Source organism: Roseateles sp., from assembly GCF_052436255.1.
GTDB lineage: Bacteria > Pseudomonadota > Gammaproteobacteria > Burkholderiales > Burkholderiaceae_C > Pelomonas.
On sequence record NZ_JBQVNP010000026.1, the window covers coordinates 33,857 to 47,366 of the forward strand.

14 protein-coding genes and 1 pseudogene are annotated in these 13,510 nt (G+C 65.6%); 10 read left to right on the forward strand and 5 right to left on the reverse strand.

What is annotated here, in order from left to right; genetic code table 11:
- Positions 1–1,014, reverse strand: coding sequence for a nucleoid-associated protein (locus ACT6S0_RS08720; protein WP_444763506.1), 1,014 nt, complete (start codon positions 1,012–1,014; stop codon positions 1–3).
- Positions 1,015–1,196: 182 nt separating this feature from the next.
- A pseudogene (locus ACT6S0_RS08725) lies at positions 1,197–1,847 on the reverse strand (transposase); the annotation flags it as partial.
- An 81-nt stretch (positions 1,848–1,928) separates the two neighbouring features.
- Here ACT6S0_RS08725 and ACT6S0_RS08730 point away from each other — a divergent pair.
- The 3 genes from ACT6S0_RS08730 (at position 1,929) to ACT6S0_RS08740 (ending at position 5,400) form a co-directional block, all read left to right on the forward strand.
- Complete coding sequence (locus ACT6S0_RS08730) at positions 1,929–2,297, forward strand: restriction endonuclease subunit S (protein ID WP_444763507.1); 369 nt, start codon at positions 1,929–1,931, stop codon at positions 2,295–2,297.
- Positions 2,294–3,700, forward strand: coding sequence for an AlbA family DNA-binding domain-containing protein (locus ACT6S0_RS08735; protein WP_444763508.1), 1,407 nt, complete (start codon positions 2,294–2,296; stop codon positions 3,698–3,700). Before ACT6S0_RS08730 ends, ACT6S0_RS08735 begins: the two co-directional genes overlap by 4 nt.
- 188 nt (positions 3,701–3,888) lie before the next feature.
- A complete protein-coding gene (locus ACT6S0_RS08740) occupies positions 3,889–5,400 on the forward strand; it encodes an N-6 DNA methylase (protein ID WP_444763509.1) in 1,512 nt (503 codons plus the stop codon).
- 37 nt (positions 5,401–5,437) lie between these two features.
- Here ACT6S0_RS08740 and ACT6S0_RS08745 read toward each other — a convergent pair whose 3' ends face one another.
- The 3 genes from ACT6S0_RS08745 to ACT6S0_RS08755 all read right to left on the reverse strand — a co-directional run bounded on the left by ACT6S0_RS08745 (position 5,438) and on the right by ACT6S0_RS08755 (position 7,142).
- Complete coding sequence (locus ACT6S0_RS08745) at positions 5,438–6,397, reverse strand: alpha/beta hydrolase (protein WP_444763510.1); 960 nt, start codon at positions 6,395–6,397, stop codon at positions 5,438–5,440.
- A gap of 126 nt (positions 6,398–6,523) precedes the next feature.
- Positions 6,524–6,718: a hypothetical protein gene (locus tag ACT6S0_RS08750; RefSeq protein WP_444763511.1), complete on the reverse strand. Its 195-nt coding sequence runs from the start codon at positions 6,716–6,718 to the stop codon at positions 6,524–6,526.
- A gap of 73 nt (positions 6,719–6,791) precedes the next feature.
- Positions 6,792–7,142, reverse strand: coding sequence for a PRC-barrel domain-containing protein (locus tag ACT6S0_RS08755; RefSeq protein WP_444763512.1), 351 nt, complete (start codon positions 7,140–7,142; stop codon positions 6,792–6,794).
- Between the two features lie 258 nt (positions 7,143–7,400).
- On the opposite strand from ACT6S0_RS08755, the gene ku reads away from it, so the two are divergent.
- From ku to ACT6S0_RS08790, 7 genes are all read left to right on the forward strand, one after another.
- Positions 7,401–8,297, forward strand: a complete 897-nt coding sequence (gene ku / locus ACT6S0_RS08760; protein WP_444763513.1) for a non-homologous end joining protein Ku — start codon at positions 7,401–7,403, stop codon at positions 8,295–8,297.
- A 57-nt stretch (positions 8,298–8,354) separates the two neighbouring features.
- Positions 8,355–9,422 carry an endonuclease/exonuclease/phosphatase family protein gene (locus tag ACT6S0_RS08765; protein ID WP_444763514.1) on the forward strand — a complete coding sequence of 356 codons (1,068 nt, stop codon included), beginning with the start codon at positions 8,355–8,357 and terminating at the stop codon, positions 9,420–9,422.
- A gap of 138 nt (positions 9,423–9,560) precedes the next feature.
- The gene (locus ACT6S0_RS08770; protein WP_444763515.1) at positions 9,561–10,040 is read left to right on the forward strand and encodes a VOC family protein; all 480 of its coding nucleotides are present in this window, start codon (positions 9,561–9,563) and stop codon (positions 10,038–10,040) included.
- A 184-nt stretch (positions 10,041–10,224) separates the two neighbouring features.
- The gene (locus tag ACT6S0_RS08775) at positions 10,225–11,028 is read left to right on the forward strand and encodes an alpha/beta fold hydrolase (protein WP_444763516.1); all 804 of its coding nucleotides are present in this window, start codon (positions 10,225–10,227) and stop codon (positions 11,026–11,028) included.
- A gap of 41 nt (positions 11,029–11,069) precedes the next feature.
- The gene (locus ACT6S0_RS08780; protein WP_444763517.1) at positions 11,070–12,152 is read left to right on the forward strand and encodes an ATP-binding protein; all 1,083 of its coding nucleotides are present in this window, start codon (positions 11,070–11,072) and stop codon (positions 12,150–12,152) included.
- A gap of 154 nt (positions 12,153–12,306) precedes the next feature.
- Positions 12,307–12,465: a DUF3309 family protein gene (locus tag ACT6S0_RS08785; protein ID WP_444763518.1), complete on the forward strand. Its 159-nt coding sequence runs from the start codon at positions 12,307–12,309 to the stop codon at positions 12,463–12,465.
- A gap of 211 nt (positions 12,466–12,676) precedes the next feature.
- Complete coding sequence (locus ACT6S0_RS08790) at positions 12,677–13,231, forward strand: nuclear transport factor 2 family protein (RefSeq protein ID WP_444763519.1); 555 nt, start codon at positions 12,677–12,679, stop codon at positions 13,229–13,231.
- The last annotated feature ends 279 nt before the right edge of the window (positions 13,232–13,510 follow it).

Here is a 13,510-nt window from a genome sequence, read left to right on the forward strand (position 1 = left end):
CTATTCTCCCGTTTCGACATCGATATCAATAATAGCCCGATAGCCACGCGCGGTTTTGCTTATTGTGCACTTGTCTAAGCGGGCTTTAGGGTTCGAGATGGTTATGCCGATGCCCTCACCCAAAGGATACTGGCGCAAAACGTTTCTGGCTTGGCGTGTCAATGCGGCTGAATCAATCGCACTCGTTGCCAGCGACGAAAATCCCGATTGCTCTTCAAGTTGATGCGTGAGGCGACTTACCGCGTCTCGATCTAGATATCTCTCTGAGACCTCTTCAACGTCCCGAAAGCTCAGGGTCTCGTTTGCTGAAAATACGTCTACTAGGTCGCGCCGCAAGGACACTCCGGCTTCTACGTCGATTCGTGAACACACTTGCTTGACGAATTGCGCGGCTAGCTTCGCAGTGGACTTTTCCGTTTGTATTGGTCTTGCTTTGAGAAAAGCTTCAGCCCAATACTTTGTCTGCTGACCACTAGACTCCTTGACATGGACGCCGAAGGAATTGTCGAGAATTAGGGCACCCTTCTGAATGTTAGAAACTGGTATGCCGCTAAGTTCAACGAGATTAAGAGAATTGCCAGTTTTCTCAACATCCAAAAAAGTTTCTCGCTGCTCAATCTTATATAGGCCTAGCGCGAAATGAGGCTCCCCTTGGATTCTCACGTCGTGGAAAAGTATGGCAATAAATTCACCTGCGGCCACGCTCGGATGTACGGAAGCGGCGTATAGCTGCTTAGCTATATTTTGAGTGAGGTTTATGAAGTCATCATTTTCCGAGAATATTCGAGAGGAAAACTGCCGTATGGCATTCAGAGCGATATCTGATTCGTGATACAGCTCGAATTCTTCGCCGGTCTTTGCGAGCGGGGCGAGATAGTGCCTAAGCAACGTACCGTGCAGTTCAGCCGTCCCGCGTACTTCTTGGTGTGATAGCTCACAGCCCTCTTCTCGCAGTCGATTCCCGACTCGGTGAACCACGCAGCGCACTACTCGCGCTGAGCTGACGTCAAGCATCTCGGTCTCCCTGCTGTATTTGCTGCGGCCTTCGCGCAGCGCGTGCTGAATGTAACGTTCTGTTTGATGTGCGTCGCTGAGGAAAACGCGCGCCGCTACGAACTCGGCTTCACTTTGAGAAGGGTCCTGTGGCCAATGTGCCCTGGGAGATGCGGCGCGCGTCAAGGTAGTTGTCGCCTCGGTTATGCAGCTCTTGGCCGAATACCTTGGTTCCGAAGCTCGGCTTCGACGACCGCATCCCGCTCCGGGTTGAGCGTGACCGTCGTGATCGGAGACCAGTCGCGTGTGCCGCGTGACCAGCGGGCTGGATGGCGTTGGCGAGCCTGCTCGTAGACCGCGCTGCGAGCCGCCAGGATCGCCGTGTCATGGCCAGCATGCCGCTGCGCGGGGCTCACGTAGCGGATGCCGCTATGCCGGTGCTCGACGTTGTACCAACGCGTGAACTCGGCTGCCCAGCCGCGCGCTGCGTCGAGATCGTCGAAGCCGCGCTCGGGGAACTCCGGTCGGTACTTCGCGGTGCGGAACAGGCTCTCGACGAAGGCGTTGTCGTCGCTCACGCGTGGGCGCGAGTACGAGGGCTTCACGCCCAGCCAGTTCAGCATCGCCAGCACCGTGGTGGCCTTGAGCGTGGCGCCGTTGTCGCCGTGCAGCACAGGCCGATGCGGCATGGCGGCGATGCCCTCAGCAAGGGCTGTGCGATGCACCAGGTGGGCGGCGTGCACGGAGTCGTCGCTGTCATGCACCTCCCAGCCCACGATCTTGCGGCTGTACAGGTCCAGGATCAGGTAGAGATAGAACCATCGGCCGACCACGCTGGCCGGCAGGTAGGTCAGCCGCTCGCCATCATCACGGCGGACTGCATCAAGGTCCGCTGTGCGAAAGGCTTGATGCTTCCGAAGTTCTTGGAGGCCGTTGTGAACTCCCACATCGGCAAGGATCAAGTCAAGCCAATGACACAGGGCGTCGCGCAGAAGAAGGTGAGCCTAGGACGATTCTCAAAGCTCGCCGTGCCCGTGCCGCCGCTGCAAGAGCAGGTTGCGATCTTGCTGAAGCTGCATGAGGCCGAACGTGAGGAGCAAAGCCTAACGATTGCTCTCGAAAGGGCATTGCAGCAATCCACCGCCCAACGCCAAAACCTCCTCCGCGCCGCCTTCGCCGGCCAGCTCGTGCCACAAGACCCGGCCGACGAGCCCGCCGCCGAGCTGCTGGCGCGCATCCGGGCCGAGCGGACTGCGGCCGAGCCGGCGGCAAAGCGCAGCCGTTCAAGGAAGGTGACTGCATGAGCCTGGACCTGGAGAAGCTGGACCTTGCCACGCTGTCAGAGGCCTGTGACCTCGAATGCAAGGCCGCCCAGGGGCGCGATGGCCGGGGCGAACTGCCCGACGACCTCTGGAAGACCTACAGCGCCATGGCCGACGGCGAGGGCGGGGTCATCGTGCTCGGGGTTCAGGAGAGGCCGCCTGGCCAGTTCAAGGTGCTGGGCCTGCCTGGGCTGGAGCGGGTGCGCAAGGCGCTGTGGGACAACCTGCACAACCGCAAGCAGATCGGCAGCAACCTCCTCGGCGAGGGCGATGTGCAGCCGGTGCTGATGGACGGCCACTCGGTGTTGCGCATCCGCGTGCCGCGAGCGGCGCGCCAGCTGCGACCGGTGCACCTGGGGGCCAACCCGTTCGGCGGCACCTATCTGCGGCGCCACGAGGGTGATTACGCGGCCGACGATGAAACGGTTCGTCGCATGCTGGCCGAGCGGGTGGAGGATTCGCGCGACGAGCGGGTGCTGCAGGGTTTTGACATTGCCGATCTGGACCTGGACACGGTACAGGCCTACGGCGACCATGCGGGTTCGGGCATTCCGAAGATCTACCGCAACTGGGCAGGCCAGCATTGGCGGCGCCCGGTGCTGCAGCAGGTGGAAGCGCCGGAACAGACCTTGATGGAACTGCGCATGAGCAGCCTCCTGCCGCCTGAGACCGTGGCGCTGCTGGAGAACCAACTGGGGTCGCGGTTCACGTTGCTCGGCCCGCTGGAGCGCCTGGCGGTGGTGACGGCCGCCACAGAGGGCCAGATCAACCATTCCCGGCTTCGCGAGCTGTCGACCGAGCACTCCGCCGACATCACCAAGATGCTGGGGCGGCTGGTGCGGGAGGGTTTGCTGGGTGCAGATGGCATTGGGCGAGGGATGGTCTATTTCCTGTCGTCTCAGCATTTCCCGCGTCGGGATCTGGTCGACCTGGCGGGCGAAGCGGCCAACGACGCGCCGCTATCCCCGGAGCATCTCGCCTTAACCCCGGAGCTTGGGGGCTTAACCCCGGAGCTTGGTCGGGCAGTTGCCGCGATACCGGTGTTTGTCGAGCTGGCACAGCTGGGGGCGGACCTACGCGCTGCGCTGGAGATGATCGCCACGCCAGTGAGCACGAAGCAACGCGTGGCGCCCGAGCTGATGCGCGAAACCGTGCTGGCCCTTTGCACCGGCCACTACCTGGGCCTGCGAGTGCTGGCTGGGATGCTGAATCGTCGTGATCAGGGCGGCGCTGACCTGCGCAAGCGCATCCTCAACCCGCTGGTGAAGGAAGGCTTGCTGCTGCGTGCCTACCCCAACCCGAACGACCCGCGCCAGGCCTATCTGGCCCTGCCCTCTGCCGCCAAGCTGCCAGCCGAGCAGACCACCCCAAATCGTGATCAATGAGCGGGCGCCGTTGACGGGCCGCAGATGCTGGCTACAAGACTGAAGTTATCTGCCACGGCACGCCGAATCGGCGGCCGATTTATTAACTCGCGAATGAATAAATTGCGCAGGTCATTGATTTATTTAGGATTTCGTGGATTCCGGCTACGCCTTTGGCAGATATCCGGCAGATAAAGGCACAAGAGTCTATGAACACCTCCACCCTCATCCAGAAAGTCTGGAACTTCTGCCACACGCTGCGCGACGACGGCGTGGGCTATGGCGACTACCTGGAGCAGCTGACCTATCTGCTGTTCCTGAAGATGGCGCACGAGTACGCCGCGCCGCCCTACCAGCGCGACACCCGCATCCCCAAGGGCTACGACTGGGCCACGCTGCGCCCGCTGACGGGCGAGCCGCTGGAGGCGCAGTACCTGGCCACGCTGCACAAGCTGGGGCAACAGGGCGGCATGCTGGGTGCGATCTTCTTCAAGGCGCAGAACAAGATCCAGGATCCGGCCAAGCTGAGCCGGCTGGTGCAGATGATCGACGAGCAGTCCTGGGTGGGCATGGATGCCGACACCAAGGGCGACCTCTACGAAGGCCTGCTGCAGAAGAACGCCGAGGACACCAAGAGCGGCGCGGGCCAGTACTTCACGCCGCGCGCGCTGATCCAGGCGATGGTGGCCTGCATGCGCCCCAAGCCGGGCCAGACGATTGCCGACCCGGCCTGCGGGACGGGGGGCTTCTTCCTGGCGGCCAACGAGTGGCTGACCGGCACCGGCCCCTGGCTACGTGACCACGGCGACTGGCTGGGCCACGAAACGCCGCGCCTGACGAAAACGCAAAAGCAGTTCCTGCGCGACGCGACCTTCCACGGCAACGAGATCGTGGCGGGCACGCGGCGCATGTGCCTGATGAACCTGGTGCTGCACGGCATCGGCGACCTGGTGGGCGAGCCCTCGGTGGAGCGTGCTGACGCGCTGATCGCCGAGCCTCGCCGAACGGTCGACCTGGTCCTGGCCAACCCGCCCTTCGGCAAGAAGAGCAGCATGACCATCACCAACGAGGATGGCGAAGAGGACCGCGACGCGCTGACCTACGAGCGGCAGGACTTCTGGGAAACCACTTCGAACAAGCAGCTCAACTTCCTGCAGCACATCGTCAGCATGCTCAACGCGCGCGGCCGCGCGGCGGTGGTGCTGCCGGACAACGTGCTGTTCGAGGGCGGCGCGGGCGAGAAGATCCGCAAGAAGCTGCTGGAGACCTGCGACGTGCACACCGTGCTGCGCCTGCCCACCGGCATCTTCTACGCGCAGGGCGTGAAGGCGAATGTGGTGTTCTTCGACAACGCGCCCAAGGACGGCCGCGTGCATACGAAGGGCGTGTGGTTCTACGACCTGCGCACCAATCAGCACTTCACGTTGAAGACCCGGCCGCTGAAGCTGACCGACCTGCAGGACTTCATCCGTTGCTACAACCCCGGCAACCGGCACGAGCGGGTGGCGACGGACCGGTTCAAGTTCTACGCCTACGAGGACTTGATCGCCCGTGACAAGGCCAGTCTGGATGTGTTCTGGTTGAAGGATGAAAGCCTCGACAACCTGGACGACCTGCCGACGCCGGATGTGCTGCAGCAGGAAATCATCGAGCATCTGGAGGCGGCGCTGTCAGCGTTCCGGGATGTCGCTGCGGCGCTGCCGCGCTTCGCCAAGACCTGATCGTTCTGGACGCGCTGCTCTGATGGGCCGGCGTCGCTCATCGAGCGGCGGACGAGTTGAGCCACCCCCGCTGCCGCAACCAGTCCTCAGCCCGCCTCGGCCAGGCCGACGCCGTGCCCAGCCCGTCGCGCATGCCGATGCCGTGCCCACCCTGCTCGAACACGTACAGCTCCGCCGGCACGCCAGCGCGGGTGAGGGCGTCGAAGTACAGCAGGCTGTTCTGCACCGGCACCGTCTTGTCCCCCTGCGTGTGCAGCAGCAGCGTGGGCGGTGTGGCGGCGCTCACCTGCTGCTCCAGCGACATCTGCGCCAGCAACGCCAAGCCGGGCTCGGCACCCAGCAGCGCGCGGCGCGAGCCGGGGTGCGCTGCGGGGTCGGTCATCGTGATGACGGGGTAGACGAGGACGGCAAAGTCGGGCCGGGCGCTGACGCTGTCGAGCGCCGCGCCGGTGCGGCCATCCGCATGGTCGAACAGCGTGCTGGCGCTGGCCGCCAGGTGGCCGCCGGCTGAGCTGCCCATGACGCCGATGCGCTGCGGGTCGACGCCGAACTGGGCCGCGCGCGAGCGCACCAGGCGGATGGCGCGCAGCACGTCCTGCAGGGGGGCGGGGTGGCCCCACTCCTGCAGCCGGCTCTTCAGGATGAAGGTGGTGATGCCCAGCGTGCTCAGCCACGCGGCGTATTGCAGGCCCTCGCGCTGCCACGACAGGTAGCGGTAGCCGCCGCCTGGGCACAGCACGATGGCAGTGCCATTGGGACGGTCGACGGCGGGCAGCACGACGGTGAGCGTGGGCACCGACACGTTGGCGATGGCGCCGTTCGCGTCCAAGCGCTCGGCGCCGACGTCACCGCGCGTGGCAGGCGCATCCGCGCGGGTGGCGGCGGGCACGCCCTCGGGCCAGAGTGGCAGCACGTTGGGCAGCGTGGCGGCCGGGGCGAGCGTCGGCAGCAGGGCCAACAGCGGTGACAGGGTCAGCAGACGGCGCTTGGGGTTCATGGCGGCGCAGTCTGCCAGCTCGATGCTTTCACGGCGTGGCGCGGTCAAAAGTGCTCAGCGCCCTGACGGATATGGGGCCGTCGAGGCGCGTGGCCCGCGCAGCCGGCTCAAGCTTGGTGCGCGCGTCTACCGCCCCGGGCGGGGCGTCATCGTATCGATGCCCGCGCCCGGGTCTTCCTCGCCGGCCACGGAGTCGTCGAAGGCCCCCTTCTTCACATCGCGGGCAGGCCTTTGCTTGGCGGTAGGCCGCTCGTTGTCGACGCTGGGTGTCGCCGGTGCGTTCTCGGGCGGGATCGGCGGGGTGCGGGTGGGGTCGGGCATGGGTGGCCTCCAGGGGTAGCAGCCAAAAAGGGGCGGCATCCGCCGCCCCCTTCAATCACGAAGCGGCTGGCGCTCAGACCCACCAGCTCGAGCCGTAGTAGTCATAGACCTTGCGGCCGTACTCGTCGTTGTACGTCGGGGTTTCGTCCATGGGGTAGCGCGGGGCGCGCTCCAGCTGGGTCTTGTCGACGTTGACGACGTAGCCGTCCTTGACCGTGTCGTACTTCAGCTGGTCCCACGGCAGGGGGTAGCGGTCCGTACCCATGCCCAGGAAGCCACCGAACTCCAGCGCGGCGTAGCGGACCTGGCCGCTCTTCTTGTCGATGACGAGGTCGTCGATGGAACCCAGCTTGTCGCCGTTGGGGCTGTAGACCGTGGTGCCCTCGACCTTGGACGAGGAGATGGTGGGATTGACGCTTGTCATGATGAAGCTCCTTGAGAGGTTGAACATCGGGCGGGGCGGTATTGCGCGCCCCGGCAGGTGCTGTGCACCATGTCTTCAATGTGCGCTGCGGCGTGTGTTCCCGCAGTCGGGCTGGGCCCTTCGGGGCTGTAGGAAGTGGCCGTGTGCGGAACTGGGTCAGCTTGCGAAACACCGCGGACGCATCGGTCGGCATCCACCTACAGGAAGGTTTCCGTCCCGCCGACGACGCTGCCGAAGCAGCGCACCGACAGTGGACTGATGGCAGAAGACGCAAAACCCGCCAACCCCCGCGCGATCTGGAAGGGTGCCATCTCATTCGGGCTCGTCCATGTGCCCGTGTCGCTGCACACCGCCACCAGCGAGCAGGAGATCGACTTCGACTGGCTGGACAAGCGCAGCATGGACCCGGTCGGCTACAAGCGCATCAACAAGCGCACTGGCAAAGAGATCACGAAGGAAAACATCGTCAAGGGTGTCAAGCTCGAAGGCGATGACTATGTGGTGCTGTCTGATGACGAGATCAAGGCGGCCTACCCCAAGCGCACGCAAACCATCCAGATCGAGAGCTTCGTCAAGGCGACGGAGGTGTCCTTCGTCTACATCGAGAAGCCCTACTACCTGGCCCCCGACGGCCGCGCCGGGCGCGTCTATGCGCTGCTGCGCGAGGCACTGGAGAAGTCGGGCGTCATCGGCATCGCGCGCTTCGTGCTGCACAACAAGGAGCACCTGGCGGCGCTGATCCCGGCCGGCCCGGCGCTGATGCTGGGCACGCTGCGCTGGGCCGAGGAAATCCGCTCGCCCGAGCCGCTGGACCTGCCGAAGGCGGGCGCGGGCGACCTCAAGCCCGCCGAGCTCAAGATGGCGCAGCAGCTCATCGCACAGATGACCCAGGCCTGGCAGCCCGGGCAGTTCAAGGACGATTTCAGCAGTGCGATCCGCGCGCTGGTCAGCCAGAAAGCCAAGGCCGGCGACAAGGCCACCGTACAGCCGCTGGAAGAGGCCCCCGACCTTGGCGGTGCTGACAACGTGGTCGACCTGACGGAGCTGCTGAGGCAGAGCCTTGGCGGCAAGACGAGGGGCGGCGGCGGCGCCGCCAAGACTGGCAAGAAGCCCGCCGCCAAGAGCCCCGTGGCGTCACGCAAGAAGGCGGCTTGAGGCCGCCTCGCGGTGCGGCGGGTCGCCGCGTCCGCGCGCTTGGGGAAAGCCCCGCATTTGCTGAAGGAGCCGACTCTGCAAACGACGCTGGCCCTGCTGGGCACGCTGATGATCATCGCGACGCTGCTGCCGCTGGCCAGGCTGGACGACTGGTGGGTGCGCATCTTCGACTTCCCGCGCCTGCAGATCGCGGCGGTGTCGGTCGTGGTGCTGGGGCTGGGCGTGTTCTTGCGCGAGGACGCCGGCCCGCTGCACAGCGTCTGGCTGGCGCTGCTCGCCGCCTGCGCGCTGTACCAGGGCTGGCGCATGCTGCCGTATACGCGGCTGCATGCCAAGGAGGTGCAGGACAGCGAAGGCGCCGATGCGGCCGCCACGATCAGCCTGCTGTGCGCCAACGTGTTGATGGGCAACCGCAGTGCCGAAGGGCTGTGCCGCCTCATCGAGGAGAACGACCCCGACCTCATCCTGGCGGCCGAGCCCGATGCATGGTGGCAGCAGGCGCTCAGGCATCTCGAGATCTCGCACCCCCACACCGTGCAGCAGCCCCAGGGCAACACTTACGGCCTGCTGCTGTACTCGCGGCTGGCGCTGGTGGATGCGCGGGTGCGCTTCCTGGTGGAAGGCGACGTGCCTTCCATCCACGCCCGCGTGCGGCTGCGGTCCGGGCAGGAGATCGAGCTGCGCTGCCTGCATCCGCGGCCGCCCGCTCCGGGCGAAAGCAGCAGCTCGGCCGATCGCGATGCCGAACTGATGCTGGTCGGCAAGGAGATCAAGGCGCTGAAGGCGCCGGCGCTGGTCTGCGGTGACATGAACGACGTCGCCTGGTCGCACACCAACGACCTGTTCTGCAAGGTCAGCGGCCTGCTCGACCCCCGCATCGGCCGCGGCTTCTTCCACACCTTCAATTCGAAGTGGCCACTGGTCCGTTTTCCACTCGACCATGTCTTCCACAGCACCCACTTCCGCCTCGTCGCGTTCCGTCGGCTGCGGCATTGGGGATCGGACCACTTCCCCGTTTTCATCAAGCTGAGCTTTGAACCGGATGCGCAGGCCACGCAGGACGAGCCCGAGCCCGACGCCGAAGAGCAGCAGGAGGCCCAGGAAAAGATCGGCAAGGCGGCTTGACGCGCTCGCGCGAGTTGGGCTCCAACTTCCGGCTGAAACATCGATTCACGTCTTGCCGGCGGCAGGCGTCGAAAACGCGTTGTCCGGCTCGTCGAACAGGCAGGCGGCGCCTTGCCGTCCCCACCTCAGGAGACTTCCATGGCCAGCAAGAACACCATCTGCCTCTGGTTCAACGGCGACGCCGAAGACGCGGCGCGCTTTTACGCCCAGACCTTTCCCGACAGCCAGGTCGGCGCCATCCGCCGCGCGCCGGGCGACTATCCCGCAGGCAAGGAGGGCGACGTCATCACCGTCGAGTTCACGGTCTACGGCATCCCCTGCGTCGGCCTGAATGGCGGGCCGGAGTTCAGGCACAGCGAGGCCTTCTCGTTCCAGGTCGAGACCGAGGACCAGGCCGAGACCGACCAGCTCTGGGACGCGATCGTCGGCAACGGTGGCCAGGAGAGCCAGTGCGGCTGGTGCAAGGACCGCTGGGGCGTGTCGTGGCAGATCAGCCCGCGCGTTCTCAATGAGGCGATGGACCACCCCGACCCGGCCGCCGCCAAGCGAGCCTTCGAGACCATGATGACGATGCGCAGGATCGACGTCGCGGCCATTGAAAAGGCGCTCAAGGGCTGAGCGGCCGTCAGGAAGCCACGGGTTGCCGCGACCGCGGGTCGTAACAATCCGGGTCGGCGCGTCGCGGGCTTGAGGGACAAGGGGGCGCCGGGACCGGGTCGTAACGGTCTGTCCGCACCGTGAGATCAGGCGATCAGCCGGGTACAGTGGCCGAGCAGTAGATATTCGCCCACGAAGGCCCCCAATGAGCATTGCCCGGCGCAACAACGTCAAAGTCAGCGGCCTCGGCACGGCGACCATCATCTTCGCCCACGGCTTTGGCTGCGATCAGGCCATGTGGCGGCTGCTCGCACCGCAGTACGCCCGCCGCTTCAGGGTCGTCACCTTCGACCATGTCGGCAGCGGCAGCTCCGATCTGCGCGCCTACGACCGCGAGAAATACAACAGCCTGGGCGGCTATGCCGACGACCTGCTGGAGATCATCCAGGAGTGCGGCTCGGGCCCGGTCATCCTCGTTGGCCATTCGGTCAGCGCCATGATCGGACTGGTCGCCGCGCTGCGTGCGCCCGGCGCCATCGCGGCCCATGTGATGGTCGGGCCCTCGCCCTGCTACATCAATGACGGTGACTATGTGGGCGGTTTCTCGCGCGAGGACATCGACGGCCTGCTCGACATGCTGGAGTCCAACTACCTGGGCTGGGCCAGCAACATGGCCCCGGCCATCATGGGCGCGCCCGAGCGGCCCGAGCTCGGGCAGGAACTGGCCGATAGCTTCTGCCGCACCGACCCCGACATCGCCAAGCAGTTCGCGCGCGTGACCTTCCTGTCGGACAACCGCGCCGATCTGCCCAAGCTCCAGGAGCCGACGCTGATCATCCAGTCCACCGAGGACATCATTGCCCCGCTGGCGGTGGGCGAATACATGCAGCGCGTGATGCCCCGCGCCACACTCACTCTGGTCGACAACGTCGGCCATTGCCCGCACCTGAGCGCGCCCAGCGCCAGCGAGCAGGCCATCGACCGCTTCATCACCGAGCTTGGCCTCTGAACGTGTCGACCCTGCCGCCCGCGTACCCGCCGCTTGAGAGATTGCTCGACGAGGTACCTGTCGGTCTGCTGGTCACCGACGCGCGCGGCGACATCACCAGCGTCAACGCAACGCTGTGCACCTGGTCGGGCTACGGGGCGCAAGAGCTGGTCGGGGGCAAGAAGCTGCAGGACTTGTTCACCGTCGGCGGGCGCATCTTCTACCTGACGCACTGGATGCCCATCCTGCAGGTGCAGGGGTCCATCTCCGAGGTCAAGTTCGACTTGCAGCGCGGCGACGGTGGTGTCGTGACAGTCATGCTCAACGCGGTCCGCAAGGGCGCCGGTGCAGCGGCCTACGACGTCGTCTCGCTCATCGTCGCGGAGGAGAGGAACAAGTACGAACGCCAGCTGGTGTTCGAGCGCAAGCGCTCGGAAGAGCTGGCCCAGAAACAGCTGCGCGAGGCCGAGGACCGCGCGCTATTCGCCGAGCAGATGGTCGGCATCGTCAGCCATGACCTGCGCAACCCGCTGGCCGCCATCGCCATGGGTGCGGCCACCATCGGCCGCGATGCCACGCTGGGCGCGCGGCATGCCAAGGTGCTGGACAACATCCAGCGCTCCTCGCACCGCGCCCGACGCCTCATCGACGAGCTGCTCGACTTCACGCTGATCCGCGTTGGCCACGGCCTGACCGTGGCGCTCAAGCCGGCCAACCTCCACGAGCTGGTCGGCCAGCTCGTCGAGGAGCTGAAGCTGGCCTTTCCGGCCTACTTGATCAGCCATAGCGCCCAGGGCCCGGGCGCCTGCGTGGTCGACGCCGACCGCATCGCCCAGCTGCTGGGCAACCTGGTGGCCAATGCCGTTACCTACGGCCAGCCGGGCGGGCCTATCACGGTGACTTCCTGGGGCGACGGCGGCGAATGCGTGCTGATGGTGCACAACCTCGGCGAGCCGATTCCGGAGGCCATGCTCGGGCGTGTGTTCGAACCCCTGGTCCGCGGCGGCACACCCGATCACTCCAAGCGCAGCGTCGGCCTGGGCCTGTTCATCGTCAAGGCGATCGCCGAAGCCCATGGCGGCTCGGTCACCGTGACCTCGTCCCGCGAGCAGGGCACGGCGTTCAAGTTCGTGTTCGCCTGCTGAGGCCTACAGCTGGCGCATCGTCGCGCCTGCCTTTGCTCGTCAGCCTACCGGCGGTCCGGCCCCCGGACTACACCTGACTGTCCTTGTGCAACCGAAAGTGCGGCAGGACTGCGGCGCCGTTGATGGCGCGGCGCCACCCCTCTAAGGAATGAACATGAGCGTCAGCGCCATCCTTCTCGTCGTCGTGATCCTGCTGCTCGTCGGCGTACTGCCCGCCTGGCCGCACAGCCGCAACTGGGGCTATGGGCCCACGGGCGGCCTGGGTCTGGTGCTGCTGATCCTGGTGGTGTTGCTGTTGATGGGGCGGCTGTAGGCGTTCGCGCTGGGAGATCCGGCCAGGCCGGCTGCCGCCATCCAAGGCGCAGACCGAGCCCGCGCCGCGTCGCCCGCGGTACTTGACCGCGCGGCCTGTCCGGCAGCGCTTCGCCTCGTCCATCGACCCGTGCGCTTCGTCGCCTGGCGCTCGCCGCGCTCCGGCGCACTTTGCCAAACTGCCCGGATGTTCAGCTTTGCGAGGAGTTTCCATGCAGCAGATGCCGATGCGGCGCCAGGTCGCAGCATTCCGCTCGCGCTCACGCCAGATGGTGGCCGGCGTGTGCGTGGCCGCCCTGGCCACGCCCTGCCTGGCGCAGGACACGCCCAGCTCGGGGCCGCTCCATGACGAACTCGCCGGCATGGACTCGGCGTTGTTCGAAGCCGCCTTCGTCACCTGTGACGCGGGCAAGTTCAGAAGCATCTTCACCGACGACGCCGAGTTCTATCACGACAAGACCGGCGCGAGTTTTGGCGAGGCGGTGAAGGTCATGAAGTCCTGCCCCCGCGACAACGGCGTCACCCGCACGTTGGTGCCGGGGAGTTTGGAGGTCTATCCCATGCAGGGCTATGGCGCCGTGCAGGTCGGACGTCATGTCTTTGCCAAGAAGGGCGAACCGGGCTCAGAGGAGGCGAAGTTCGTGCACCTTTGGAAGCGCGAGGCCGGTGGGTGGCGGCTGGCGCGGGTGTTGAGTTTTGACCATCGGCCGTATGCGCCGAGGGCGCCTGGCCTCGGCGGCGAGCCGAGATCGTCTGTTCAGCCGTAGCGTTCAAGCGCATCGCCCCGCCAGTGAGCGCCGTCGGCTCATGCCCACCCACGCTCATCGACGGGAAACGAATCTCGCTGGGCTTGCAGCCAAGCTAGGACGCCTCGCTGCCCCAACGCGGCTTCGGGCGATTGAAAAGCCCGCACTCCTCTCGAAATGCGGGCCTGTCATCACCAAACCGACGAGGTTTTTAGAACGGAATATCGTCATCCATATCGTCAAACCCCGTTGACGCCTTGGGCGCTGCGGCCGGAGCACGCGGGGCCGCCGGGCGCTGGG

Coding starts and splice junctions, on each gene's coding strand:
- ACT6S0_RS08745 (WP_444763510.1), bottom strand. CDS start 6,397: ATGAACCCCAAGCGCCGTCTGCTGACCCTGTCACCGCTGTTGGCCCTG.
- ACT6S0_RS08790 (WP_444763519.1), top strand. CDS start 12,677: ATGCAGCAGATGCCGATGCGGCGCCAGGTCGCAGCATTCCGCTCGCGC.
- ku (WP_444763513.1), top strand. CDS start 7,401: ATGGCAGAAGACGCAAAACCCGCCAACCCCCGCGCGATCTGGAAGGGT.
- ACT6S0_RS08775 (WP_444763516.1), top strand. CDS start 10,225: ATGAGCATTGCCCGGCGCAACAACGTCAAAGTCAGCGGCCTCGGCACG.
- ACT6S0_RS08735 (WP_444763508.1), top strand. CDS start 2,294: ATGAGCCTGGACCTGGAGAAGCTGGACCTTGCCACGCTGTCAGAGGCC.
- ACT6S0_RS08755 (WP_444763512.1), bottom strand. CDS start 7,142: ATGACAAGCGTCAATCCCACCATCTCCTCGTCCAAGGTCGAGGGCACC.
- ACT6S0_RS08740 (WP_444763509.1), top strand. CDS start 3,889: ATGAACACCTCCACCCTCATCCAGAAAGTCTGGAACTTCTGCCACACG.
- ACT6S0_RS08720 (WP_444763506.1), bottom strand. CDS start 1,014: ATGCTTGACGTCAGCTCAGCGCGAGTAGTGCGCTGCGTGGTTCACCGA.
- ACT6S0_RS08785 (WP_444763518.1), top strand. CDS start 12,307: ATGAGCGTCAGCGCCATCCTTCTCGTCGTCGTGATCCTGCTGCTCGTC.
- ACT6S0_RS08750 (WP_444763511.1), bottom strand. CDS start 6,718: ATGCCCGACCCCACCCGCACCCCGCCGATCCCGCCCGAGAACGCACCG.
- ACT6S0_RS08770 (WP_444763515.1), top strand. CDS start 9,561: ATGGCCAGCAAGAACACCATCTGCCTCTGGTTCAACGGCGACGCCGAA.